The following is a 24,061-nucleotide window of genomic DNA, read 5'->3' on the forward strand; positions in this document are numbered from 1 at the left end:
ATGGCGAAAGGTATTGCGATTAAGTACACCGAAGAAATGCTGATGTTTTTACGTCAGCATGAGGAAACGCCACGTACTGAACTAACTTGTAAATTTAATGAAAAGTTTGGCTACAAGCTTTCAGTAGATAGCATCAAGGCTAAATGTCTGCGCATGGGATTAAAAACAGGTCGAACAGGATGCTTTTCACTTGGTCAAAAATCTTGGAATAAAGGTTTAAAGGGTTATATGGGTGCGAACTCAACATCCTTTAAAAAAGGAAATACACCCCTTAATCACAGGTCTGTCGGTTATGAGCGAATCACCGTTGATGGCTATGTTGAAGTAAAGGTTGCTGAACCAAATGTTTTTGAATCAAAGCACCGCTGGATTTGGGAGCACCACCACGGGAAAATACCAGATAACCATGTTCTTGTTTTTAAAAATATGAACAAGCAAGACTGTCGACTTGAAAACCTGATGTTGATTAGTCGTGCTGAGCTTGTTCGCTTAAATCAATCTTATCGAAAGCTTGCCACACCAGAAACAAATGAAACCTGTGTCTTGATGGCGAAGATCAAAAATAAAACGCATAACTTGAAGGTGGCGTGATGGATATTTCAGAAAAACAAGCTGTATGGCGTGAACAAAAACCTTTATTTGAAGCTGAGTTCATTCACTCTCACCTTCTACCGTTTTTCAACTTTAATGAAAATACGGGTGATTATGAAATCAAAAGTGAGTGTGTAAACAACACTGATGACGAGGATCGAAAAGTTGCTTACGAAGCTTTAAATACTGGTTGGGTTATGTGGTTACGTGCAAAACGTGATGTCAAAGCCCAAGCGGTGCCGGAATGGATTTCTGTTGGGGATAGCTTGCCACCAGTAGATGAAACTGTTTTGGTTTGCTGGGATTACGCTGCTGATATAGAGCCAGAAAAAGAATATTTAACACTTGATGAAGATTACAACGAATATTGGCCTAACTGCCAAGACGAACCGCCTACTCATTGGCTGCCACTTCCGAAAGTGATCAAAGCACAGGAAAAAGCCAATGAACTTTGATAATGCTCAATTCCTCTGGTGTACCAACTGGTGCAAGCAAAAAGGTTTAAGCCCATATGATGCTAAGAACTGGGCAGATGCAAAGTTTGAATACTTGAAGGCTCATGAAGCCAAGGAGAGAAAGGGATGATTAAGCAATTAGAACCAGCAGATATTATCCGTGATCAATACGGCTTCTGGATTCATCCAGTATTCAGTGGATATCTGGATCGTGTAATTGGTGACACTGAATGTATGACAGTTGAACAGTATGAAGAATTGAAACGTTATTTTGGTATTGAGTTTTCAAAGGTTGAGATGGAGTTTGATGCTCCTGAAGAAGTAGCTAGCCGCTACTGGGATCATGAGGAGCTTGAAGCGGTCGCTTACTGGAATCCAAGTAAACCTAAAGGAGATGGTGGCTGGTTCTTAGTGTCTATTAACGATACAGAGGATGGGCCGGTAGCTTGGTGGGCTAAACCTAAAAACACTATTGATAGCTTTATTGCAGAGGGTGGTTTTGATCAGGCTTTTAAAGATGTATTCGAACTACCTGAAACGGTAGTAAAAAGTTTAAAGGAGGTGTCTTGAATGGCTCGTTACACCATCACTGTTGAAGCCGAAAGACCGCCTCAAATCATGTTAGGTCAGACTATTGGCGGTGCAACAGTGAAGGAGCTTAAAGAGGTTGATGTCGAATTGGTTTCAGCTTCTCACCTAGCTCAGAAATACAACTTGTCAGTGACCACGATTCGGGAAAAGTTAGCCCCGATTAATCAAGGCACACAAGGCAAGGCGCTATACAATCCACGCCTTGCACATGACTTGCTGACCGTGAAAGTTAAAAGAGGCAGACCGAGAGCTAATTAGCTCTCACTGTCATTAAACATTTCCACCAGGTCTTGAGCATCTGGATTGTAATAAGTGTTCACCAGCATCGAAATCGTCTTGTGGCCTGTAATCTTGGCCAACACTTCTACCGGTAATTTCCTTACTTTCACCATTCTTGTAATAGCTTCATGTCGCGAGTCATGGAAGTTGATATGCGGCAGCCCTGCTCTTTTCTTAGCTCGAACCCATGTGGCGCAACATTGATCTTTATCAATTGGCAAAAGTTGATTATTGGTTTTAGGCAGTAATGATAAAAGTCGTTTCGCTTCCTTAGATAATGGAACGCTTCGGGATTCACCATTTTTAGTCATCGGTAAATGCACAAAGCCTTCTTTAATATCCTGTCTTTTCATGGCAAGGATTTCACCCTGACGCATTGCGGTTTCCAAAGCAAATAGGAATGCCCAGGCTACATAATGACGTGATGTTTCAGGTGTGGTGATTCCATCCCAACTTAACGCCTTGAGCATTAAAGCCTGATCTTCCTCAGTGATACGCTGACTTCTTGATTTTTCTTTGCCTGGCATCGTGACTGAATGCCACACATTGGAATCAATCAGAAATAGTTCTTTCATGGCATAAGTGAACACGGCTGAATAAATCGCATGCTCATTCCTGAGTGTTGCCACCTTTACTTCTTTCTTACGGTTATTTCGCCATTCTGCAATATCGGCAGGCTTAAAGTCATAAATAGACTTGTCTGCTAAATTTGGTGCAATTCGATCAAGGTTTTTTATTTTGAAATTGATTGTTCGTGCGGATCGCATGTGTCGACCATGCTCTTGATAGTATTTGGCGCATAGATCCCTAAATGGATAAGCAGGCTTTTCACCTTGTTCGATTGCTTTTTTGTTAGATCGAAGCTCGGACAATTTATCCATCGCCCAAAGCTCACATTCTTTTGCAGAGTCTTTGGTAGTCGAATAACGCTTATTTTGATAAGTCACAGTGATGCGCCAGCTGTTGCCGCGCTGAATCGGTTTGGGTAGTTTCATTTCTTGGTGCAGATTTGGTGCAGATTGCTTTTTATTCTATCTATAAAGTAAAAAAATAAAAGGAAATAGAGGGGATTTTGTGCAGATATGTCAGAGGTTTAGTGATGGTATTTGATTGATACATGGTTTTAAATTATTGTTTTTATTAGTTTAATTTTATTTTTACTTTTAATTTTTGTCTTATTTTTAGAAAAGATCATCTAAAATCATTGTATACTACCTTTTTATTATGAAGTCCGAATGTACCAAGCAAGCTTTGGACATTCCTCTAGTGAAGTTTGATGAGTACTTTATTACTAATTACCTCCGCACCGAGTTCAATTCATGCATGGCATGCTCTAGGTTTAGCGCAAGCACTGCATGGGAAAAATGAACCCTTTCGAGTGTTTTTCTACCAAGATGCTGTTCAAGTTGCCAATGCCCTGCAATGGGTACCTGACGACCAACGGAATCTATGTTCTGAGTGGCAAAAACTCGCCATTCGCCTACCCGTTTGTGTAAGTGCAGCCTTAGCCCGAGGAATTACCAATGCCGAAAACGCACAGCGTCATCAGTTAGCACAGCATAATCTTGCTACAGGTTTTGACTTGGTAGGCCTAGGGGAACTGGCCGATGCTGTTCAGTCTGCAGAGCGCTTAATTCAATTCTAAGTGCTAAGTTTTCAAGAATTTGTTGCTTTTAAAAGGTATATTGTGTGAAATCTGTACTGGTTATTTTAACCCAAGCCAATTTGAACTCTTTGCAAGTGCATGAAAGCCTGTCTGCAACGATGGTTCTTGCGACTTTTGGCTGTGAAGTCAAAGTCCTATTACAAGATGCTGCACTCAGCTTATTAAACAATACTCAATCATTTGAACCCTTAAAACATGCGTTTAAACTGGCTTCAAACATGGTTGATAGCTTTGAGTTTTATGACTTAAGCCCAATTTGGATTGAAACCAAGAATCAAGCTTCTGCTTTTGTTCAAGAAACAGAGCAAGAAATCGAATATGTTGAACTCAATGTCAATTTAATACAGCAGTTTGACCATGTATTGTATTGGTAAGGAGACAACTATGAGCAAAACACTTTATCTAGTGCAGTCTCCATTTTCCGCGACGGAACAAGCGCTGAGTAAGTTACAAAACCTGTATCAATCAGGGGATGATGTAGTTTTAATGGGAGATGCAGCCCTGTATATAGAGCATACTTTTATTCAGCAGTTGCCTTGTATTTTTGTGCTTGAGCAGGATGCTGAAAATATAGCTGCTATCCATTCGAGTAACCTACAAACCATCAGCTATGCTAGGTTTGCTGAGCTATGCTTAAACCATAGTCGTTGTATCAGTTTGAAATAATTTTGAGTGTTTAGATGAATTTAGAATTAGACCAAGATGGTCATTTGGTTGATTACACCATTTGGAATCAAGAGGTTGCAAAAGAGCTAGCAAAATCTTTAGAGCTTGAATTGACTGATTGGCACTTTGAAATCCTCATGGCAGTACGTCAGTTTTACCAACAGTTTGGACACTCACCTGCAACACGTCCACTGATTAAGTTTTTAATGAAGACAGTCCGTGCAGACATCAATAATGCCATACTACAAGAAAAGTTTAATACTGGGCTTGTAGCGCGCCATCTGAGTCGTTTGGCAGGCGTGCCAAAACCTGCAAACTGTTTATAAACTTAAGCTTGTTTAACGTCTGATTGAACAGCTAAAGCATCGACATAAACCTGTGTCGGTATCGCTTTGATGTCTTTGGCATGTATGGCATCACCACATTCGTTACAAACCAAATGTGGCTGAATGCTATGCCCACAGGTTTTATGAATAAATTGCACGGGACGACCTAAGCCTTCGTCCATCCATTGATCGGCCCATATTGCCATGGACATCAGTACTGGGTATAAAGCCAAACCTTTTTCAGTCAGACAATATTCAAAGCGCTCTTGACGATCTGTATAGGGTCTTTTCTCCAAAATATCATGTTCAACCAAACGCTTTAAACGCTCAGAAAGCACATGACGAGTGACACCCAAGTTTTGTTGAAAACTTTCAAAACGGCGTGCACCCAAGAATGCATTTCGTAAAATCAACATCGTCCACCGATCGCCAATCACTGACAGCGTTCGTGCAATTGAACACGGTTGTTCCCCGATCTCATCCCATTTCATTGTAAAAAAACCAAGTCTCTCTTAGGTCTAACGTTAAAAGATTTAAGACCATAAGAAAAGCTCTTTTTACCCAGCTTTTCTTATGGTGTTTCCACATTTTAGTCGGCTCAAAGACATCTGAACGTCATGAAGGCTTAAGCACAGCTCATTTCAGCCTTTTGAGGTTGGTCAGGGATCATAAAGTCTTCCATTCCCAGCTCACCTTTTTGATATTCATTGAGACGTTTTTGAATAACATAATACAGCGCCTTTTTGTGCGCTTTTGACAGGTTCATCTGTTGAAGTTGTTGCTTCAAATGCCCTAACAACAGATCTATGGGCTGTTCCTCTTCTTCCATCAAATACAAATAGCCAAAGATCGCACCACTTAATAGTGCTTCAAAAGAAAATCCATGCGAGACATTGTACGCGACCGATGAAAATACACGTTCAAATGCACTCAACTTACGCAGTGGATCACGCCCAACCCGACTACATGGATCTTTATAGGCATACTGGCAAGACTGATCAAAACTTCGGGCTAAGCGCGTTAAATCATTTTTGCGTTTTGGCAGGTAATGCGTCAGACCCTGCGTTACTTCTGCAAGCAGTTTTTCAACGTAGTACTGTACTCGCGGGTCGCCCATCGCTACACCAATGGTCTGATGCCCGAGTAGGCTTGCATACCATGCAGTCATGGCATGTACGCCATTCCATAAACGGTTTTTAATAAGTTGAATATCTGAAATTTGATCTACCAAGATCATTTGACGCATTTTACTGAGTAAGGGACTTTTGTTTTCCACATAGATCGGCATATCCATTTCAGCATTGAAAAGAATTAAATCCATATGTTGTAAAATATGACTCGGTTGAAAATTTTGTCTTAAATCTTCTACATATTCACTGGCACGGCGCTCTTGTTCTGCACTCAGTTTACTAACATCTTCAACTTCAATTTGATTACTCTCGTCATCAAGTTGATATTGCTTAAAAATATTGTATTTAATGCATAATTGACGATATAGATTTTTATCGCTCAGCTTAGACACCATACGGTTCACCACCGTATCGCAGAAATAGTGCTGCTCTAAAATAAAGTCAGCAACAGCATGGTCTGTTAACTCTACCAATGTTTTACGCACTTGCTCTAGAACCAACTGCTTAGCACCAATTTTATTTAAGATAATTAACAGCGTCAGTGGAGTTTTAACTTGCTCGTCTTGCGCCAGATAGCGTGCATAGAGGCCCTGTGCAATGGTTGCAGCTTCACTGGCTAATGCATTTTCAGCTAAACAAATCGCAATTAAACTCGACTCGACGTACATGGCATGCATTTGCTGTAAATCTTCAGCATCGATAATATGCATATTTTCAATACGTTCATCATAAGACACTTGTCCATAACGTATGCAATATGCGCCAAAAGCATTTACGGCTGAACGGTATAAACTGTTACGTGTAGACGCATAGATTTTTTTAGGACGCGTATAGCCATCCCAATGCGACAGGATTTGTGCAATATAGCCTCCGCCAATGGCACCAAATCCATGAATCCCCACAGTTAGTTGATTTAAAGTTTGAGGAAAGCTTTCTTGTAAATTAGACATTTCCAGATGTGAGCTGTAGATATCTAATTCCGTTAGATAGTCATACATATTTTCAAAATAATAATTGGCATGTGCCAACATGCTTGCATTGGGTTCTTTAATATCTTTGAACAGTACACAGATTCCCCCAGCATCATGTGCCGAGCGGATACCATTTTCTGAGTCTTCAAACATGAAACACTGCGCAGGTTCGAGGTTCAGTTTTTGCGCTGCACTTAAGAAAATTTCAGGATGTGGTTTCCCCTTTTCAACCTCATCACCACAGACCAAAACATCAAAAAACTTATAAACATTGGCATTGATTAAATACTCTTCAGCAATCGCTCTTCGACTAGAGGTCGCCACAGCCATACGTAATCCTGCTTTACGTAAGCGTTCTAGAACTTGTACCAAACCTTTTTTAATCGGCACACCATATTGGCGCACTGTTTCTAATTCTAATTCATCTGCCCGTTTACGAATCTCTGCATAGGGAACTTCCTGTCCATATTGCTTTTGCGCCAAGGCTTCCGCACTTCGGGCGCTTAAGCCTAAACATGCCATAAGGTAGGCATCTGAAAACTCGACCCCAATTAGCTCTTTGGATGCCTGTTTCAAGGTTTGAAACCGTAAACGCTCGGTATCAAACATTGTTCCATCCATGTCAAAAAGCGCACCGTGCACAATATCATTCTTAAATTTAAACATTTAGCCTCCGTTTTTATGTTTGCACTTAGACTATACAAAAATCGGGCACAGAGACTTTGATCTGATTTTATGAAACATTTTTGTTTACTTATTAATCAATAAATTGGTATTTAGACATTTTTTTGTAAGCATAAGGTAACACTAGGTAATCAAAACGTAACCAGAGTGATCATTTTTTAATAAAGCGTGTCTGAAGATGAAATATCTAAAAATGAATTTGATCTTTATATTCATCAATGATCGATAACCATGCACGTGTTGCAGGATTCATCACCACGGTTGAATTCCATGCCATATTTAAGTTCCAACGTAAGCTGGGTTGTTCCACTAAACTGACACTGAATTTTGCGCGATCTAACTGCTCACAATAAATTTGCGGCAATAAAGCAATACCGACACCTGACTCGACCATTTTGGCAATAAAGTCCCACTGGCTACTTTTGCATAACACTTTGGGTTCAAAACCAGCCGCCATCGCCGCATCTAGAATCACATGGTTTAAAGTAAAGGTGTCTGCATACAGTAAAAATGACTCTTCTTTAAGTTCAGCAAACTGCACCACATTGCGCTTTCTCCACTGTGAATCGTAGTTGGAAAGCAAACACAACGGTGAATCGATAATTTGAATGCCTTGAATGCTGGGTTTTAACTCGCCCAATAAAATCCCAACGTCAATTTTTTTGGCCAAAATGGCTTCTTCAATGCCTGTCGCGCCGACTTCTAAAAAGTTCAATTCAATGTTGGGATACAATTTGTGAAATTTAACGATTAAGGAACTCAGCAGTACTGAACCTAAAGGTGGTAAACCCAATCTCAGCACACCTTGTTTCAGCCCACGAATTTGATCTGCTGCTTCAAAGATCTGTTGTTCTTGCTGTAAAATCTGCAGGGCATGCAGATAGACTTGTTCTCCCATATAGGTCAGTTTGACTTCTCGCTTACGCCCTGCCTCGCCTTTATGAAATAGAGGCAGTCCTATCTCGTCTTCTAACTGTTTTAAAGATTTACTAATAGTGGGTTGAGTTACAGATAGCTCCTCCGCTGCAAGACTAAAACTGTGACTTTTCACCAGCTGCACAAATATTTTTAGCGCTTTAAAATCCAAAATTATTCCAATTAAGCATAATTATTATTTTATTATTCATAATTACACGATCAGGTCAAACTTAAAATAACACCAACAACTTATACCCTGTGGTCTTCCAATGCATTCGTTCAAATTGCCTTATCGTTCTACTCTTCAAGTAGGTTTGCTGATTGGGATTTGGTATCTCGGAACGCTGATACAAATCGCCCTGTCTTTACCGATATCAGGTGGGGTCGTGGGTCTAACGCTTTTACTTATTTCTCTGTTAGCGGGTGTATTTAAGCTGGACTGGATTAAGTCAGGTTCGGATTTGCTTTTAGCTGAACTGTTGTTGTTTTTTATTCCCTGTATTATTGGCTTAATCAAATATAAACATCTTTTTCTCACCCAAGGTTGGCAACTGGTTTTATCTATTGTCCTTGGGACGATTTGCGTGATGACCTGCACTGCTTACTGTGTTTTCTTGGGCTTTAAGCTTGAGGCCAAGTTTCAAAAAAAGCCGAAGCAATCACATCAGCTGAAAAGTCACATTTAAGGAACGATCATGCATATTCACTTCGTTGCCTTGATCTGTTTTATCGGAACTATATTGGCCTATCTTTGGGGTAAAAAGTTTTATCAGAAACACCCGTATGTATTGCTCTCACCAGCGGTTTTTATTCCCTGCCTGATTATTTTGTGTCTGGTGTTTTTCAACATTCAGTATGACAACTATATGTATTACAGCAAATGGTTAGTCTGGATGTTAGGTCCTGCAACGGTCGCATTTGCCATCCCAATCTATGAATATCGCAAAGTCATTCAACAGCATGCTTTTTCAATTGCTTTAGGCATAATCGTGGGTATGTTGGTTGGCGTAGTCAGCTCTTTTTACTTGGCACGTTTATTCCATTTTGATGCTGTGACCAGTTACAGTCTGATGAGCCGCTCTATCTCTACCCCTTTTGCCATGGAAGTCACGCAAGCCGTCGGAGGCTCAGTCGAGCTGGTGATATTATTCACTGTGATTACGGGTATCGTTGGTGGACTCTTGGCTAACAGCGTATTGCTTGTTCTAAAATTGGATTCTAAATTTGCTCAAGGTGCATCATTGGGTAGTGCCGCACATGGTTTTGGTACCAGTACTGCTTTCAGACGTCATAAAGAAGAAGGTGTCGCGGCCTGCCTCAGTATGGTTTTGGCCGGTATTTTCATGGTGCTGTTTGGCCCAAGTTTAATTCACGCTGTCGTTTATCTTCTTGGTTAATCATCTTCGATAAAGGATCTCAAGCCATGCTACTTAAATCCTTGTTGGTTTGTATGTGTTTAAAGCTAAAGTACATCATCAGCCCCGTCATCAACGCCAATAAAAAATAATAGGGTAAATGTTGATTCCATTGATATAAGCCTGTACTTAGTAAAGGTGCAAAAACGAAACTCGGTGCTTGCGTAGCTGTGCATAAACTGGCAATTTTAGTTTGTAGCGTGGCTGGTGCGGTTTGCGCTGCCCCCGTGGTAAAAGCTGGAATTAAACAGGCCACGGCGATACCATAAAAAATATAAGCTGCTTGGAAAGTCCAAATCTGACTGGCACTCAGTGAAAGTAATAAACCTAAAACCATCGTCACAAGACCGATCCAAAGTAATTGTTTAATTGACCATTTAAACCATTTTGAAATCGCCAGTTGCATCAAAACCAGTGCTATCCCCACAATCAATGAACACTGAGAAAAATACATTGCACTTTGGTAGGTATCAAAATGGAATCGATCTTGGATATAAAAACCCGCAGTTAAATTCAGGGTAACAATAGCGACATATAAGCTAAAGCCCAGCAATAACCAAATCCCTAACTTTGACCATTGCAGCTTTTCTGTAGACACGTCTTGTAATTTCGCTGTGGTTTCGTCCCGTTCTTGTGTCTGTGACGCTTGCTTCCCTTGAAAGCCTAGTACAATCCAAGCCGCCATAGCCGTTAGAATAGCCACTGCACCCCACAATGGTGTCAACATGCTCCATGTCAACAATAATGTCGTCGCTAAAGGACCTATCACCACGCCTAAACTGTTCAGCGCGCCAAACTTCGCCATATTCTGGCTACGTTCCTGTTCACTTTGAAAAGCCGTCATAACATAACTTTGCAGCGCAATTTGTGGCATCGCCATAAAAAAGCCAGTACTGGCACGTGTCAATATGAGTAAGCTAAACAAAACAATAAACGACATGGCATAACTCAGCCCATAACTGAGTACCGCCGCAAATAAGCCCCAAGTGATCGCCATACCGATAAAACCGATACTTAAAAGCTGATAAATACTAAATTTTTGGGTTTGTTTAGAAATATAAATAGCTGAGATGGCCATCACCAAAGCACCAGCCGAAACCAATGTACCCCCTTGCAGTTCCGTCAGCCCCAGTTGCCGAATAAACGGTGCAAGTAAAGGTAAAATCATCGAAAAACAAGCGCCATTGGCAAGGCTGCCTGCAATAAAGATTTTGTTATTGCTATTCATTTTATTATTTAAACCATTTCTTAAAGCGAGATTACAAAGCAAAGAGGTAGCTGAAAGCTACCTCTGGTTGTGCAATTAGTATTTTAATGTGTAGCTCAAACCATAGGTTCGACCTTGAGCAGCTAAGCTTGAAATGGCGCCATAGGTTGGTGCGACAGCCTGACTAAATACAGTTTTATAGTCTGCATTCCATACGTTATACACACCAAAGCCCACAGTACCAGGACCTGCTTTGGCATTGGCTATAACGTCCATTGTTGCGAAACCTTTGATTTCAGCAGGAAGCGTTGAACCATACTTTACCGCATCTTTTTTGGCTTTATCTGTACCACCGATAGCAAGAGATTGAACGCGCAGGCTCATATCGTTGTTAAACTGCCACTCAGAAAATGCCGTGCCTTTTAGTGGTGCAACACGGATTGCATCTAGCTCTTGCCACTTTCCTGCGGTATTTTTAAATTGTCCGCGGGTGTAAGCCATGGTTCCACCCACTGTCCAATTTGGCTGCAGTCGATATGACAGATTTCCTTCAACACCATAAACGCGCTCATCGGTATCTAGTACTTCAATCGTGTAGTTGGGACGGCCAAACTTTAAACTTTTATCTGAGTCATTATAGAAAGTGGTGACACTTGCATTTAAACCGTTTTCAGCTTGTACACGCCATCCCAGCTCATAGTTATTGACTTTAATTGGATCAATAGTTTGACTATTCACAGTAAAATTTGCGGGTACATCACGAAGCATACGTTGAATGTCTGGTAGACTTGAGCCCTGAGAAAAATTTGCGAAAACTTGTTGAGCATCCGTCAAATGATATACAGCACCAAGATTAAATAATGTTGCATCATGTTTGATCGTACCACCATTTAAAGCAACTGGTGTATATGTTGGAATAGCATCTGCAACCATCGCTTCACTGTAAGGAATCGAGTCCTGAACTTCACTATCAATACGCTCATGACGAATGCCAGCTTGTAGATTTAAGTGATCCGTAACATCGAATTGTGTTTGTAAGAAAAGACCAAATTTCGACGTATCAACATCTGGACCAAAGGCATATTCATTTTGTGGATCGAGTGTCAAACCATTACTCGCCATAAAGGTTCCAAGATTATATTGTTGTGCAGTCTGAGAACCTTGCTCAAAATCATAATCCACACCATAAGTTAGGTTTAGACTACGGCTACCCAGATCAAAGGCTTTTTGTAAAGCAAGTCGAGCGCCCCATACATCAATATCAGTTTCAGATTGCGTTACGATATATGTACCACCACTTGGAATTGCAGAATGTGCTAAATAATTTGCACTTGGATAAAAACGCCCTGTTTCTGAACGATAATAAGCTTCCGCATTTAATATCTGCCCTAATAAATCTTGATGCTCATATTGCAGATTAAAGTTCGAACGTTTGGTTCTTGGCTGAGTATCGAGATCTAAACCTTTTACAGCATTTAAAGTCGGCTCCGCACCAAACAGGACAGCTAAGCCTGTACCATAATCAGGACCATACTCACTATCTTGCTCATCATTATAATATTGCGCACCAAAGCTTAGCTTTTGATTGTCAGTAAATTGCCAACTTAGACGACCATTCACATCGACAGTTTCTGTATCTTGACGATCAGTCTGGGCAACCTCAGGTCCAATACGATCACCGTGACTATCTTGAAATTCGCCACGTTTGTTATAACTCGCACCCAAATAACCACTTACATCACCTTGATTAAAGGCAACCGATTGGAATGCTTCATATGCCATAGCATCGCTACGGATATTATCACCAGACGTCACACCGAGTTTAGATTCAAAGCTCAGTGCATCATCACTACCTTTTTTTGTAATGATATTGATAATACCGCCTGTCGCACCTGCACCATAGATACTACTTGCACCTGATACCACTTCGATACGTTCAATCGAATTTGGGCTGATGCTATTCAACTGACGTGAGCTATCACGAGAACCTGTCTGAGGCACGCCATCAATCATGTATTGCACCGCACGACCACGCATGGTCATCCCGTAGTTACTGGTTGTGCCTGAACTTGGTGTTAATGAAGGAATTAAAAAGCCAATAATGTCAGCAGTTGAGCGACCTGCGTTGGCCTGTTTCTCAATTTCAGCTTGATCGATGCTATAAACAGTGCCTGCAATGTCCGCAATACTCTTTGCAGAACGGGTTGCTGTCATCACAATCGGTGCAAGTTGTGTGGTTTCTTTTTGTTGGGCTTCAACACCGCTTGTCTGACTTGCTGAATTTGTTAGAACGTTATCTTGAGCATATAACTGTGTACATACAGCCAGTGTTAAACAAGTCAACTGCATAGGTAACATAAAACGGTTCATTTCTTTTTCCTTTTATTAAACTTCTTGATTCAACAGTTTTTGTTGAGTTTTTTGATGACGTGCAATGATGTATTGGCTCAGTAGTACACTGACTACAGATGCAACCGCCAACACCACATAAAAATTGCCATAGCCAAGTGATTTGGCTAAAAAGCCCGATGCGGCTCCCCCGATGAAATAAACCAACAGTTCAAAACACACCAAGATGGTGAAGTCCGTGCCTGCCTGTTCTTTGGAACTGCTTTGCATGAAATAGGCATATAATGAAGTCATCGCGACATAACGAATCGCAAGCATAACAATTACAAATCCCCCCAAGAGCAAATGCCAATGGTTTAACCAGCCCAAAATAATGGCTGCGCCAATCACCCCATACAATGCTGTTCGGCACCACCCCGCCCAAATAAGCAACTGTGTAGCCTGAATTTTTTTCAATAAAAATGCGGCACTCACAGCCGCCAACAAACCAACACCTGCGCCAATTACAGACATCAGCACCCCAATTTGGGCAAGCGTCCATTTTTGGTCAATCAGCATTGGATTGAGCATCGCCATTGCTGGTGCTTCTACCACGCGATAACACAGGATCAGTGCCAAGGCAGATAAAATTTCAGGACGTTTGAAAGCACGGGCTAAGCTAGGCGCTTGTTTGACAATATTTGTCTGTTCGTTTGCATTTTCTTGAATATAAAAAACAGCAAACATCGTTAAAGCGGTCATGAGTGCTAAACACACCAATGCGCTTTCCCAACCGTAATATTGGTATAGCCATAATGTCGCTGCACCCCCCAACATACTCCCCAAAGCGATCCCTATACTCTGAGCCATACTGCCTAGACGATATTCAGACGCTGAAAAAGTTTCTACGGTATAACCATCTATGGCAATGTCTTGGGTCGCCGCAAAGCTTGAAATCCACAAGCCAATCACAACAAACACCACCAGTCCGTAAGAGAACTGGGTAAAGGCCAAGGCCAATACTCCAAGTACCAGGGCTACTTGTGTAAAGAGCAGCCATGTTTTTCGTTTACCTAACTTCATGATATAAAGTCGGTCAATGAGTGGTGCCCATAAGAACTTAAAGGCCCATGGAATATAAAGCAGCGACAGCATTCCAATCCAACGTAAATCTACCCCCTGATGTCGCAAAATAGCGGGTAATGCCACATTGTAAAAATACAAAGGCAAGGCATGTGCCAGATATAAAACAATGACAACGGCTAAGCTCAAAGCTGAGATTTGGCTTGTTGCTCTTTGTGTATTTAGGTTTTGCATATCCACCTCTGCACTGCCCATTGCAGTGCATCAGAATGATCAAGTGTGACGTAGTAAGGCACCCGCCATGCAGCATGCAGTGAAGGTGTATTCAGTCGTTCTTGATCGGTTGGGTCTTGTGCAATTCGAACCAGACCCAAGCAGTATTGAAAAAAAAGTTGTTTGTATTTTTTGTACCAAACCGCTTGCAATTGACGGTATTCCTCAGGAAATTCCGTACCGATATCGATTTGCATGACCAAAACAAAGTGCTGTTTTTTTAAGAAAAAACGTTCGACTTGACTGAGCCATTGTTCAAATTCAGCGACAGTGACATGCGCCGAAAAGCGCATGTCCATGATTTGTATATGTTCTGAGCTATAGCTCATGTAAGTTCCTCAGTCCTATTGAGTGGGTTAGGGTTTTGCATAAATGCATTTGAATCAGTTAAATACCCTCCAAATTTTTCATAGAATTTTTGTTTAAAGCAGTAATACAACATGGCCGTTTTTTCAGGCATCGGGATCAAGCACTGCGCCTCATAGCACATTTCTTCGACCACTGCGGCATAGGGTTTAACCGTATGGTCAGGCTCCCCGACAATTTTGTCGGAAGGTGCATTTTCAAAAATATAAAAACCTAATAGCCGCATCACTGGACGCAAGTAGCCTTTACCGAAAGCCGACTTTTCACCAAACAATAAATGCCAACCGAGGTCTAAATCATCACCATCGTAATAACGTCCTAGACGGTCACGCTTGCCTTCATAGATTTCGGTATAGCCCACATCCTGTCCATCCACCCCAACGATCAACAAACGGTGATGGTCATCGGCCAGCATTTTTTCAAAATACACCGCGAGATCAACTTCAGACTTATTCAGCTGCCACTGTGGAATAACATGAGGCTCATGCATCCATTTATGTAACAGTGCTAAGTCCTGCGGATACTGTACTTGGCGCAAGTAAAATTGCGTCTCATTCTCATAGTATTCGTAGAAATCGGGAAGTTGCTGTGAAAGTGTTTTCATATGGTAGCCTGCTAAATTTTTTGGTTTTTTATGATGCAATACGCTTTGTGGTTGTATCGTCAGTTGACTTGGACACCTGCGCTGACCATCGTTTTAAGGTTTCAGGGCTGACAGGATTGGCAATTGGATCTAAAAATACCGGGACAGGACGTTCTGCTTCGTCGTTGTAACTGGTGGTAAATAGACGCACTCGGTTTAAACAAATTTTTTCAAATTCGGCTCTAAACATGGCAAATTTTTCGATGCGTTCTGCCAACTCTGGATGTGCCTGATGAAAAGCATCAATGACAGATGAAATGGTCTGCCAAAATTCAACTTCGCTATGCTCAGGGTAGTCTTGTAGAAATACATTACAGATATAACGGTAATGCACCATAAACAGCCCAGTGAAAATAAAATGGCTGAGTTCATGCGCAGGATGACGCAGTAAAATTTGCCCTTCAATAGGTAAACTTGCCAATTCTGGAAAGTCTTCATCAACCAAATTGACATCATCAATAAAGTCTTTCAGCACCATTTTCTGCGGTACGCCATTGGCATGAATAAGCATGGTATTTTCCCCATGTGGAGAAAAAGCCAAGCCATATTTGTACAAGCAGATTAAGAGTGGAGTAACAGAGACTTCGGCAAAGCGTTTTAACCACTGTAATGGACTCAAACCTGACGCTTGAATCAACACGGCTAATATCGACTGTCCGTTGATGTCTCGATGTAATAAAGCCGCTTGAGAAAGTGCCTGTTCACCTGTTCCAATCACTGGATCTACACTTTCACGCCACAAACATCCAAACAGTTCTTTAAACTGATACGGCGCACCTTCAATCTGATCAAAACAAGGCTGATGAATAGTCAAAGTTGCCACTTCACCTAAGAATGCAACGCCAGACTGTTTCAAGTCTGGATCTTGAGTTTGAATCTGCTTTAACCAAGCTGTGACGGCTGGAGCTGCTAAATTTCGTTTAGACGGCAACCCACGATACACCGCAGTATTGAAGATACTGACAGGCAATTTGACATAATGACGCTCAGGCTGACTGATGTTGCAAAGCGTACGAATCGACTGCATAGGTACATAGTCATCTTGCCCAACGCCTAGTTCAATAATGCGCTGATCCACGATTTCATTGGCATAAGTTGGCACTAACCATTGATGCCACTGCCATGCATGTACTGGAATGAGGAAATAATCACCACAAGAGCAACCTCTCTCATGTAATTTTTGTTCAAAATTTGCGAGTTCTTCTGCACTTAACTCATGTTGATAAAGTCTCCCTGCTTGCCACTCCTCGGTGGAACGGAACTCTGCCAAATCACGATGCACCGCGAGCCACAGCACTTTGACCGTTGGCGAAAGTTCAGGAGCGGCACTTAAGTAGTCGTCATAACCAAAACCCATACGACCTTTGCTCATAATCAACCACGGATGACCACGGAGCATACCTTCAATTTCATGATGCGATGCCGTCAATGCTGCTTCACTGCTTAAACGACTTTCATCAAATAAATGCGCCTCGGCTAACCACGTATTGTTCATTTCTTTGATGAGATATGCCTTGGTAAAAGGCTTAACTTCGGTTTGATTTGAAAACGCGCGAATAAAAGTATGTAAGTTCCATGCAGGCAGGTCTTCAACCACGCTCAACTCACGTACTGAACCCTCCTCAATCTGCCAATGTCCCAATAAATAGTTTTGTGCTTTAAAAGTATAGGTTTGATCATCCAACGTCAGCTGGTAACGATTGTCCTTTAAATGGGCCACTTGAATAATTTCTTCATATAAAAATTCAGCAATCGCCATTTCTATTAAGCGCTGTCCTGCCAAACGCCACTGTTTCTGATTCACTTGAAGTTGTGCAAAGCTCATATGATTTTCTCGAATGTATAAGGCTGCATGGAGGGATGTGACCCTGTTTGTATTTTGCGCTGCTCAATATTTTTTGATTTAGGAATCGATGGTGCTAAAGCTGCTGTTCGTCTAATAGATGTGTCATTCTGCACATACATTTCAGGGTTCTGTTCAGGTCTGAAATGCTGAAACGTCTGTTCATTGCTGTCCAGTTCATAAAGCTGATAACCTAGTAGCTGATTGGCGATGGTCGCAGCACGAAATGCGCCTAGGCCTAAATCTGGTGTACCTACACCATGGCTGTGCATTTCTTGGTTTTGCACATAAATTTCCCCCATTGCTGTATGCTGCAAACGATAGTCTTGGCTCACCTTCCAACGCCCCGCTTGATCTGTTGCAATGAAGGGCTTTAAGTATTTTAAAAATGAAAACTCAGGGCTGTAATAACCTGTAGATGCCACTACAAAATCAGCATCCATATAAAAACGTTGCTTGGTTACAGTATGTTCAAGGCTCAAGCGAATGTACTGACTTTCCAGTAACTCAGCATCAAGCAACTGAATTTGTGCATGCAAATGCGTTGCTTGTGCAGCAGAGGCAATACTACGGTGGTAAAGTTTTTGGTAAATCTCACGTATGGTTTTGGCACTAATACCTTTGTACAGCAAACCTTGATCTTTTAACTGCGCTGCTTTTTGTGTTTCTGAGAGTCTATAAAAATATTGGGTATAGTTCGGACTAAAATGTTCCAAGCCCAATGGTGCATATTCCATCGGAAAAAAGCCATTGGAACGCGTCAGCCAATGCAACTTAAAGTTAGCCGTTGGTACACCATCATGTTGATACTGCTGATCAAACAAATCTAAAAAGACTTCAGCAGAAGACTGTCCTGAGCCTAAGACCACAACATTGCCTTTGAGCTTGCCTTTTTTATGGGTTAAGTACTCTGCTGAATGGATACATTTTTCAGGGGCTTGTTGTTGTAACTTACGCAGACATTCAGGCAAATAAGGCTGGTTGCCCGAACCAATCACCAAGTTTCGACACAAATAACGAATAAAACGGCCACCTTGCTCAACCACCACCTCAAAACCTTCGCTTTTGGCATAAATGGCCTTCACCGTTGACTGGTACTGTATATGACCCAGTTGATCTGCCACCCATTGGCAATAATGGTTATATTCACGGCGCGGAATATGCGGCTGCTCAAGGAAGTAGAACTTATATAAGCGCTGCTGCGATTTTAGGTAATTCAAAAAACTCAACGGACTGGTCGGATCAACCATCGACACCAAATCCGCCATGAATGGAACTTGTAAGACCGTATTGGGAAGTTGCATACCTGCATGCCAGTCGAACTGCGCTTTTTTTTCAAAAAATAGATAGTGCAATTCAGTCTTTTCATGCAGCAAGCTGGCAAGGCTTAAGTTAAATGGCCCAAGGCCAATCGCAATAAAATCAAGCATAGAGAGCATCCTTTTGTTTGATATACAGCGGATTGGCTAACTGAATATAGACAGACTGATTTTCAACGGGTGCAATCAATTCATCCAGTTCATATAAACGAGTCAGTAAATTACCTTTATAAGGCAACGTCGGTTGATACAACAGACTTTGAATCAAACTACTGTCTGGATACTGCTTCAACAGGTCAAAGAGGTGTTGCTGTAAAACAGACAGTAAATCTTGCTCACTTACAAAATCTGTTGCACCGATGGCATTGATGATGCCAAACAAGGTATTGCCAAAGAAATAATAACTAAAACGTTCATCGACAAAAGTCTTTGAACCTACCGCATGGGCTTTATCATGCAGTTCTGGAAATTGTTGTAAAATTTCATCTGCGAATTCTTCGATATAATAAAAACCTTGATTGTCCCATAGCCATAGCCACTGTGGCCAGCCATCTTTCAACTCAACCAAGACATTTTGCTGATGCGACTCAAAGGCCATACCATAACGATGGTAAACATACATTAGCGGGGTCAGACTGATGTTTAAAAAGGTCTTAAACCAATCAAGAGCAATTTTCGCTTTATCATCTAAATTTTGTTGAGATGCAATCTGATCAAATAATGCATTAAAACGATTGCGATCTTCTACCGGATGATCCTGACACAATGAAGCAATACACGTGACCTGCTGTTCAGGAGTAAACGGCTGATCACGTACAATACAAATCGTTTCATCGATGATTTCACCATCCAACTGAAGAGCAATCCACGCCGGATCATTGACCGCTTTTAGAGTTGGATATTGTTTTAAAATACTTTGCCCTAACTCACTGTGCCAAAGCCGATGCGTCATTTCACCGCGGTGACATTCTTTTGCTAAATTGACGCGAATAGAGTTGGTAATCATCACTGAAAGCGAAGGTTTCAGCATCCACGGCGCGTTAAAACTCGCCAAAGTACGTACAGAAGTGGTTGGTGAAAATATCCATGCTTTTTCACCCAAATCGATGATTTTCAGTTTAGCTTTTAAACTTTTAAACCATACTTTGCTTTGCAAATAGCGGGCTTGCCACGGATGCAGTGGTAGCAGTTTGTAATGTGCATATGCAGCTAAGGTTTCAAGTTCCGATTCAGACAAATGCCATTTGATTTCTTGTTTAAGTTGTATTGAAAAAGCCTGCTCAAGCGCTGTTCCTTCTGCAATATATTCAGATGCCACCAGCCAATAATGCAGCTGGGTCTGACCACAAGCTTCAGGTGAATATTTTTGCCAGTCCTCATGGACAAAACCTGTTCGGCTTTTCGGTGCGGGATGCATGCTATGACCTAAAATCAAAGCCTGTTCAGACTCTATAAAACCTTGTTCAAGCTGTACTAGCGCATCAAAATCCTCTGCCCGAATATTTAAAAACTGTTGTAATGCATCACGACTTTGAATCCAACGCTCAACCAAGGATGCAGCATCGACACGGCCTTCGGATTGTTGCACTAACTCTTCTAGTAACAGACTGACCATGGCTACTGCGCTAAAGTTAAGCTTTTGGCCTTTTTGAAAAATTTGCGGTAAAGCCGCAATACGATGTCGCCCAACACGACTGACATAGCTTAACGGAACAAAAAGCTGTGCTTGGATTAAACTAAGCGGCAAAGATAACAGCGTCAAACCTTGGCTAAACGCGAGTTGAGTTGAATTTTGTTGATACTTCTCAAACAAGCTCGCTTGGCCTGTTTCTTGTGAGTATGCATTGACAAGATGCTGCATCGCCAAGCGATTGGCTAGCTCTTTCATCTGACCATTTCCTCTTTTTAAAGCTTATTCCAAGCTCATTTCATGTAATTATGTTTCTTAAAGATGTTCACGTTGACCAACGCTGCAGAAAGTATGTTAATGGTAATTATTATCATTTATCTTTGCAATTTTGTTTACTTTTGAAAATATACGCACTACACCAACATATATTATTGTTTTTTAATACTTTTAAAAATTTAATCAGTTTTTCTAATAAAGCCTATACGAAATTACACCATAGCTTTAAATGATAGTTTATGAATTTATAATTGATTCGAACTATAAAATTTCCCTATATTTCATAAGGAAAAGCCCATTCAGGTGACTGAATGGGCTTTCATTTGTGCTCGAATTAATACTCAAAAGAGCTCAAGACTTAAATCAAATAGGGACGAAGAAGTGAAGACTTCACTGTTCTTTATTCATCCAGTACATCAGCAAAAGTGGCTGAAAGTACTTTTGCTAAATCCTGAGGTTTTAAACCGATATCTAAGCCGCGCTTCCCCCCACTGACATAGAGTTTCTCCAACTGTTGTGCGCTTTGATCGATCACGGTTTTTAACCTTTTTTTCTGTCCAACAGGACTAATCCCACCGACCAAATAACCTGTCAGTCGTTCTGCATCTTTAGGGTCGGACATTTTTAGTTTTTTTGCCCCCACTGCCTGTGCAACTTTTTTCAAGTTTAACTGATGATGTACAGGAAGAATCGCAACAAAATAGTTTTTTTCATCGGTCACTAAAAGTGTTTTAAACACCTCTTCGACACGTAGATTTAATTTTTCTGCGGCTTCAAGCCCAAAGCTTTTTGCATTGGCATCATGTTCATATTCATGAATAGAAAAATCGATTTTATTGGCTTTTAAAAGTTTAGTTGCAGGTGTCATTTCTGTTCAATATTTTCACTACATATTCGGCATTATATGCCTATTCAAAAAGAAAGTTTAGCGGTACACCTATCATGATCATCGAACTTACAGGCACTCAACGAATCAATGACTGTAAGTTCGATGTCAACTATGTATGCAGCTTGTTATCGCTGAAATATCACAATTTAGTCAGCACTTAATCCAAATTTCTTAAAGATTTGAGCACGGCGCTTTGGCAAAATATTGGCTTTGGTCAAATCACCTTCGTAGTGATCGAACACTCGTTGATCCATCATTTTAAACCACAGCTTTGGAATTAACGCTGGAATCAACATCGTGGCATAACCACTCGGTAGCTCAGGGGCTTCATCAAAATGTCTTAAGGCCTGAAATGGGCGGGTTGGATAGGCATGATGATCTGAATGGCGTTGTAACTGGTATAAGAATAAGTTAGTCACAATGTTGTTATTATTCCAGCTGTGTTCAGGCATGGTTCGCGCATAGCTGCCATCTTCCTTTTGACTACGCTTTAAACCATAGTGTTCAATATAATTAATAATTTCAAACAGACTCACACCATAAAATGCTTGTGTCACCAGATATGGCGTCACTTTTTTACCAAACAATTTCAACATGACTGCATGAAAACCAGCACTCATCGCCCATCCATGAAACAGTTCATTTTCTTTGGAGAAGAAAGACAGACCTTTTCGTTTTAGGCGTTTATGTTCAATTTCAACAGCCGACTTCAACCCGCCGAAAACGGTACGCGGCCAAAACTCATAAAAAGTCTCGCCCATTTTCGATGAAGCGGGATCTTCTGGCGTTGCAGCACGTTTATGGTGCCCATAAGGATGCTCAATGCGGAAATGGTTGTAGACCAACGGAGCTAAAGTCATATGCGACCAATAATGATCTGATTTTTTAGGACGGTGACACAGCTCATGTGCTGTATTTACTGCTACTCCATTAATTGCCCCCATGGAAACACCCAATAATATTTGGTCGAGCATCGATACATTTTGGCGAGTCACCACATAACCTGCAAACAAATTGGCTGCCATTTGTAGCGGAATGAACAATTTCACAATACGGTCATAGTACGGGTCATTTACCAAGACCTTAATTTCATCATCCGAAGGATTATTTTCATCTGCACCGACCAGACCATCTACCGCAGGAATAATGACATGCAGTAACAGCGGCCCACCCAAAGCGAAGATTTTCTTGGTGGGTTTCGGGCCAAAATGATAGCCCGCTAAAATGCCCATGCCAATCACAGGAAGCCCAGGACTCAATAACCAGCCAAAACGCTTTTTATCGATCCCTGCTGCATTTTTGACGACCACGCTAGCATTCGTCATTTTCACTGATGCATTCATTACCATTCTTCCAATTTTCTTGTTATGCCTTTATATTTCTAGAAATGGGACATAAAGAACAGTTGCTAACGTCCAAGAAAACAGCGTAATCGTCCTTGGCCTGAAATGACTTAAATTGACCCTAAATCAAATATTAAGCCTAAGATATAAAGACTAGAAATCGTAAAGTATGGATGCTTTAAGTAAAATTTTTGAAGATATACACCTCAACCAATCTGAGTACCTCTACCTTAAACCGCATGGTGAGTGGGCTTTTCGCTATACCGAACAATCAACCATGATGGCCTATGCGGTACTTCAAGGACAACTCACTATTTGTTTAGATGCTAAACAAATTATTGTTGCTGAAGTGGGCGACTTGATCTTACTGCCTTCAGGGCCAAGTCATGAGTGTCGCTCCTCAACTACCGACCAACTGTTAGAAGTATTCGATATTTCTGACTCATTTGCCCAAAACCAACACAAAGAAGTCTCTTTTGGCAGTGATGCGACACAACAAAAAACTGTGATCTTGGCCTTACATGCACATATGGACCCCATTATGGCGCGTCCTTTAGTACAGGCCTTACCCGCGTTTATTCACCTTCAGCACAAAGATCTCAGCACGGTTCCTGAATGGTTGCAAATTGGACTGCAATTTCTCGCTCTAGAAGTGCAACGCATACGCCCGGGTCGTGACAAAATTTTGGATCATTTGGTAAGTATTTTATTAATTGAATGTGTACGTGATTATATTGATGCGCTGCAAGACTCGAACAATTGGCTGAGTGCTTTGTCTCACCCTGAACTCTCCAATGCACTTGCAAAAATTCATGCGGAACCTGCACGGCCTTGGACAGTTGAGTCCCTTGCAGAACAGTGTTGTATGTCACGGTCTAAATTTGCCACATTGTTTAGCCAAATTTTAGGCATCAGCCCTTTGGCTTATTTGCAACAACACCGTCTGCGTTTAGCTGCCCAATACCTTCGTAATGGACAAGGTACTATTCAGCAAATTGCACATCGGGTGGGTTATAACTCTGAAACGGCTTTTAGCCAAAGCTTTAAACGACAGTACCAACTGAGCCCAAGCCAATATAGAAATAATCAAAACCCAACTTAAAATGCTCGTCCGTAATGGTTTAATAGCAATCTTCTCTCAGCTTATGTCTTTGTCCGTCGAGATAAAT

Annotated in this window: 25 protein-coding genes; 11 read left to right on the forward strand and 14 right to left on the reverse strand. The window is 41.3% G+C overall.

What is annotated here, in order from left to right:
- The 4 genes from AC4CUZ_RS13350 (at position 1) to AC4CUZ_RS13365 (ending at position 1,895) form a co-directional block, all read left to right on the forward strand.
- Positions 1–591 carry an HNH endonuclease signature motif containing protein gene (locus AC4CUZ_RS13350; protein ID WP_490747747.1) on the forward strand — a complete coding sequence of 197 codons (591 nt, stop codon included), beginning with the start codon at positions 1–3 and terminating at the stop codon, positions 589–591.
- Positions 591–1,046, forward strand: coding sequence for a DUF551 domain-containing protein (locus AC4CUZ_RS13355; RefSeq protein WP_490747748.1), 456 nt, complete (start codon positions 591–593; stop codon positions 1,044–1,046). Before AC4CUZ_RS13350 ends, AC4CUZ_RS13355 begins: the two co-directional genes overlap by 1 nt.
- 126 nt (positions 1,047–1,172) lie before the next feature.
- Positions 1,173–1,616, forward strand: a complete 444-nt coding sequence (locus AC4CUZ_RS13360) for a hypothetical protein (RefSeq protein WP_125280171.1) — start codon at positions 1,173–1,175, stop codon at positions 1,614–1,616.
- Complete coding sequence (locus tag AC4CUZ_RS13365) at positions 1,617–1,895, forward strand: DNA-binding protein (protein ID WP_125280172.1); 279 nt, start codon at positions 1,617–1,619, stop codon at positions 1,893–1,895. It begins immediately after the preceding gene.
- Here the strand turns inward: AC4CUZ_RS13365 and AC4CUZ_RS13370 are convergent.
- The gene (locus tag AC4CUZ_RS13370) at positions 1,892–2,911 is read right to left on the reverse strand and encodes a tyrosine-type recombinase/integrase (RefSeq protein WP_490747749.1); all 1,020 of its coding nucleotides are present in this window, start codon (positions 2,909–2,911) and stop codon (positions 1,892–1,894) included. The genes AC4CUZ_RS13365 and AC4CUZ_RS13370 overlap by 4 nt on opposite strands.
- Before the next feature lie 281 nt (positions 2,912–3,192).
- Between AC4CUZ_RS13370 and tusD the strand changes: the two genes are divergently transcribed.
- The 4 genes from tusD to AC4CUZ_RS13390 are packed head-to-tail and all read left to right on the forward strand — an operon-like array spanning position 3,193 to position 4,574.
- Positions 3,193–3,561, forward strand: coding sequence for a sulfurtransferase complex subunit TusD (gene tusD, locus AC4CUZ_RS13375; protein ID WP_279691383.1), 369 nt, complete (start codon positions 3,193–3,195; stop codon positions 3,559–3,561).
- 44 nt (positions 3,562–3,605) lie between these two features.
- A complete protein-coding gene (locus AC4CUZ_RS13380; RefSeq protein WP_279691385.1) occupies positions 3,606–3,956 on the forward strand; it encodes a hypothetical protein in 351 nt (116 codons plus the stop codon).
- A gap of 10 nt (positions 3,957–3,966) precedes the next feature.
- Positions 3,967–4,248, forward strand: a complete 282-nt coding sequence (locus AC4CUZ_RS13385) for a DsrH/TusB family sulfur metabolism protein (RefSeq protein WP_279691387.1) — start codon at positions 3,967–3,969, stop codon at positions 4,246–4,248.
- A 14-nt stretch (positions 4,249–4,262) separates the two neighbouring features.
- On the forward strand, positions 4,263–4,574 hold the full coding sequence (locus AC4CUZ_RS13390) for a TusE/DsrC/DsvC family sulfur relay protein (protein WP_078389733.1): 312 nt from the start codon (positions 4,263–4,265) through the stop codon (positions 4,572–4,574).
- A 2-nt stretch (positions 4,575–4,576) separates the two neighbouring features.
- Here AC4CUZ_RS13390 and AC4CUZ_RS13395 read toward each other — a convergent pair whose 3' ends face one another.
- The 3 genes from AC4CUZ_RS13395 to AC4CUZ_RS13405 form a co-directional block, all read right to left on the reverse strand.
- Entirely contained in the window at positions 4,577–5,065 is a 489-nt protein-coding gene (locus tag AC4CUZ_RS13395; protein ID WP_078389734.1) for a winged helix-turn-helix transcriptional regulator, read from the reverse strand.
- Positions 5,066–5,199: 134 nt separating this feature from the next.
- Positions 5,200–7,341 carry a bifunctional mannitol-1-phosphate dehydrogenase/phosphatase gene (mtlD, locus tag AC4CUZ_RS13400; protein WP_279691390.1) on the reverse strand — a complete coding sequence of 714 codons (2,142 nt, stop codon included), beginning with the start codon at positions 7,339–7,341 and terminating at the stop codon, positions 5,200–5,202.
- A gap of 205 nt (positions 7,342–7,546) precedes the next feature.
- A complete protein-coding gene (locus AC4CUZ_RS13405) occupies positions 7,547–8,446 on the reverse strand; it encodes a LysR family transcriptional regulator (protein ID WP_279691392.1) in 900 nt (299 codons plus the stop codon).
- 100 nt (positions 8,447–8,546) lie between these two features.
- On the opposite strand from AC4CUZ_RS13405, the gene AC4CUZ_RS13410 reads away from it, so the two are divergent.
- Together AC4CUZ_RS13410 and AC4CUZ_RS13415 are read left to right on the forward strand one after the other, a co-directional pair.
- A complete protein-coding gene (locus AC4CUZ_RS13410; RefSeq protein WP_490747750.1) occupies positions 8,547–8,963 on the forward strand; it encodes a CidA/LrgA family protein in 417 nt (138 codons plus the stop codon).
- 9 nt (positions 8,964–8,972) lie between these two features.
- A complete protein-coding gene (locus tag AC4CUZ_RS13415) occupies positions 8,973–9,674 on the forward strand; it encodes an LrgB family protein (RefSeq protein ID WP_490747751.1) in 702 nt (233 codons plus the stop codon).
- 19 nt (positions 9,675–9,693) lie between these two features.
- On the opposite strand, the gene AC4CUZ_RS13420 is transcribed toward AC4CUZ_RS13415, so the two are convergent.
- From AC4CUZ_RS13420 to AC4CUZ_RS13465, 10 genes are all read right to left on the reverse strand, one after another.
- A complete protein-coding gene (locus tag AC4CUZ_RS13420; RefSeq protein ID WP_490747752.1) occupies positions 9,694–10,920 on the reverse strand; it encodes an MFS transporter in 1,227 nt (408 codons plus the stop codon).
- Between the two features lie 75 nt (positions 10,921–10,995).
- The gene (locus tag AC4CUZ_RS13425) at positions 10,996–13,269 is read right to left on the reverse strand and encodes a TonB-dependent receptor (RefSeq protein ID WP_490747753.1); all 2,274 of its coding nucleotides are present in this window, start codon (positions 13,267–13,269) and stop codon (positions 10,996–10,998) included.
- A 15-nt stretch (positions 13,270–13,284) separates the two neighbouring features.
- Positions 13,285–14,544, reverse strand: coding sequence for an MFS transporter (locus AC4CUZ_RS13430; protein ID WP_490747754.1), 1,260 nt, complete (start codon positions 14,542–14,544; stop codon positions 13,285–13,287).
- A complete protein-coding gene (locus tag AC4CUZ_RS13435; protein WP_279698588.1) occupies positions 14,532–14,912 on the reverse strand; it encodes a hypothetical protein in 381 nt (126 codons plus the stop codon). The genes AC4CUZ_RS13430 and AC4CUZ_RS13435 overlap by 13 nt, the downstream gene beginning before the upstream one ends.
- Positions 14,909–15,553: a GNAT family N-acetyltransferase gene (locus tag AC4CUZ_RS13440; RefSeq protein ID WP_490747755.1), complete on the reverse strand. Its 645-nt coding sequence runs from the start codon at positions 15,551–15,553 to the stop codon at positions 14,909–14,911. Before AC4CUZ_RS13440 ends, AC4CUZ_RS13435 begins: the two co-directional genes overlap by 4 nt.
- Before the next feature lie 28 nt (positions 15,554–15,581).
- On the reverse strand, positions 15,582–17,417 hold the full coding sequence (locus AC4CUZ_RS13445) for an IucA/IucC family protein (protein ID WP_490747756.1): 1,836 nt from the start codon (positions 17,415–17,417) through the stop codon (positions 15,582–15,584).
- Positions 17,414–18,865 carry a lysine N(6)-hydroxylase/L-ornithine N(5)-oxygenase family protein gene (locus tag AC4CUZ_RS13450; protein WP_490747757.1) on the reverse strand — a complete coding sequence of 484 codons (1,452 nt, stop codon included), beginning with the start codon at positions 18,863–18,865 and terminating at the stop codon, positions 17,414–17,416. Before AC4CUZ_RS13450 ends, AC4CUZ_RS13445 begins: the two co-directional genes overlap by 4 nt.
- On the reverse strand, positions 18,858–20,642 hold the full coding sequence (locus tag AC4CUZ_RS13455; protein ID WP_490747758.1) for an IucA/IucC family protein: 1,785 nt from the start codon (positions 20,640–20,642) through the stop codon (positions 18,858–18,860). The genes AC4CUZ_RS13450 and AC4CUZ_RS13455 overlap by 8 nt, the downstream gene beginning before the upstream one ends.
- 418 nt (positions 20,643–21,060) lie before the next feature.
- A complete protein-coding gene (ybaK, locus tag AC4CUZ_RS13460; RefSeq protein WP_126036314.1) occupies positions 21,061–21,528 on the reverse strand; it encodes a Cys-tRNA(Pro) deacylase in 468 nt (155 codons plus the stop codon).
- A gap of 167 nt (positions 21,529–21,695) precedes the next feature.
- Entirely contained in the window at positions 21,696–22,892 is a 1,197-nt protein-coding gene (locus AC4CUZ_RS13465) for an alkane 1-monooxygenase (RefSeq protein WP_010326608.1), read from the reverse strand.
- 169 nt (positions 22,893–23,061) lie between these two features.
- Here AC4CUZ_RS13465 and AC4CUZ_RS13470 point away from each other — a divergent pair, with 169 nt between their 5' ends.
- Positions 23,062–23,994, forward strand: coding sequence for a helix-turn-helix transcriptional regulator (locus AC4CUZ_RS13470; protein WP_490747759.1), 933 nt, complete (start codon positions 23,062–23,064; stop codon positions 23,992–23,994).
- Positions 23,995–24,061 lie beyond the last annotated feature (67 nt).

It is taken from the genome of Acinetobacter sp. 789_lipA, assembly GCF_058242845.1.

Excerpts from the sequence above, each read along its gene's own strand:
- AC4CUZ_RS13350 (WP_490747747.1), top strand. The coding sequence starts at position 1 with ATGGCGAAAGGTATTGCGATTAAGTACACCGAAGAAATGCTGATGTTT.
- AC4CUZ_RS13355 (WP_490747748.1), top strand. The coding sequence starts at position 591 with ATGGATATTTCAGAAAAACAAGCTGTATGGCGTGAACAAAAACCTTTA.
- AC4CUZ_RS13360 (WP_125280171.1), top strand. The coding sequence starts at position 1,173 with ATGATTAAGCAATTAGAACCAGCAGATATTATCCGTGATCAATACGGC.
- AC4CUZ_RS13365 (WP_125280172.1), top strand. The coding sequence starts at position 1,617 with ATGGCTCGTTACACCATCACTGTTGAAGCCGAAAGACCGCCTCAAATC.
- AC4CUZ_RS13370 (WP_490747749.1), bottom strand. The coding sequence starts at position 2,911 with ATGAAACTACCCAAACCGATTCAGCGCGGCAACAGCTGGCGCATCACT.
- tusD (WP_279691383.1), top strand. The coding sequence starts at position 3,193 with ATGAGTACTTTATTACTAATTACCTCCGCACCGAGTTCAATTCATGCA.
- AC4CUZ_RS13385 (WP_279691387.1), top strand. The coding sequence starts at position 3,967 with ATGAGCAAAACACTTTATCTAGTGCAGTCTCCATTTTCCGCGACGGAA.
- AC4CUZ_RS13390 (WP_078389733.1), top strand. The coding sequence starts at position 4,263 with ATGAATTTAGAATTAGACCAAGATGGTCATTTGGTTGATTACACCATT.
- AC4CUZ_RS13395 (WP_078389734.1), bottom strand. The coding sequence starts at position 5,065 with ATGAAATGGGATGAGATCGGGGAACAACCGTGTTCAATTGCACGAACG.
- mtlD (WP_279691390.1), bottom strand. The coding sequence starts at position 7,341 with ATGTTTAAATTTAAGAATGATATTGTGCACGGTGCGCTTTTTGACATG.
- AC4CUZ_RS13410 (WP_490747750.1), top strand. The coding sequence starts at position 8,547 with ATGCATTCGTTCAAATTGCCTTATCGTTCTACTCTTCAAGTAGGTTTG.
- AC4CUZ_RS13415 (WP_490747751.1), top strand. The coding sequence starts at position 8,973 with ATGCATATTCACTTCGTTGCCTTGATCTGTTTTATCGGAACTATATTG.
- AC4CUZ_RS13420 (WP_490747752.1), bottom strand. The coding sequence starts at position 10,920 with ATGAATAGCAATAACAAAATCTTTATTGCAGGCAGCCTTGCCAATGGC.
- AC4CUZ_RS13425 (WP_490747753.1), bottom strand. The coding sequence starts at position 13,269 with ATGAACCGTTTTATGTTACCTATGCAGTTGACTTGTTTAACACTGGCT.
- AC4CUZ_RS13430 (WP_490747754.1), bottom strand. The coding sequence starts at position 14,544 with ATGCAAAACCTAAATACACAAAGAGCAACAAGCCAAATCTCAGCTTTG.
- AC4CUZ_RS13435 (WP_279698588.1), bottom strand. The coding sequence starts at position 14,912 with ATGAGCTATAGCTCAGAACATATACAAATCATGGACATGCGCTTTTCG.
- AC4CUZ_RS13440 (WP_490747755.1), bottom strand. The coding sequence starts at position 15,553 with ATGAAAACACTTTCACAGCAACTTCCCGATTTCTACGAATACTATGAG.
- AC4CUZ_RS13445 (WP_490747756.1), bottom strand. The coding sequence starts at position 17,417 with ATGAGCTTTGCACAACTTCAAGTGAATCAGAAACAGTGGCGTTTGGCA.
- AC4CUZ_RS13450 (WP_490747757.1), bottom strand. The coding sequence starts at position 18,865 with ATGCTTGATTTTATTGCGATTGGCCTTGGGCCATTTAACTTAAGCCTT.
- AC4CUZ_RS13455 (WP_490747758.1), bottom strand. The coding sequence starts at position 20,642 with ATGAAAGAGCTAGCCAATCGCTTGGCGATGCAGCATCTTGTCAATGCA.
- ybaK (WP_126036314.1), bottom strand. The coding sequence starts at position 21,528 with ATGACACCTGCAACTAAACTTTTAAAAGCCAATAAAATCGATTTTTCT.
- AC4CUZ_RS13465 (WP_010326608.1), bottom strand. The coding sequence starts at position 22,892 with ATGAATGCATCAGTGAAAATGACGAATGCTAGCGTGGTCGTCAAAAAT.
- AC4CUZ_RS13470 (WP_490747759.1), top strand. The coding sequence starts at position 23,062 with ATGGATGCTTTAAGTAAAATTTTTGAAGATATACACCTCAACCAATCT.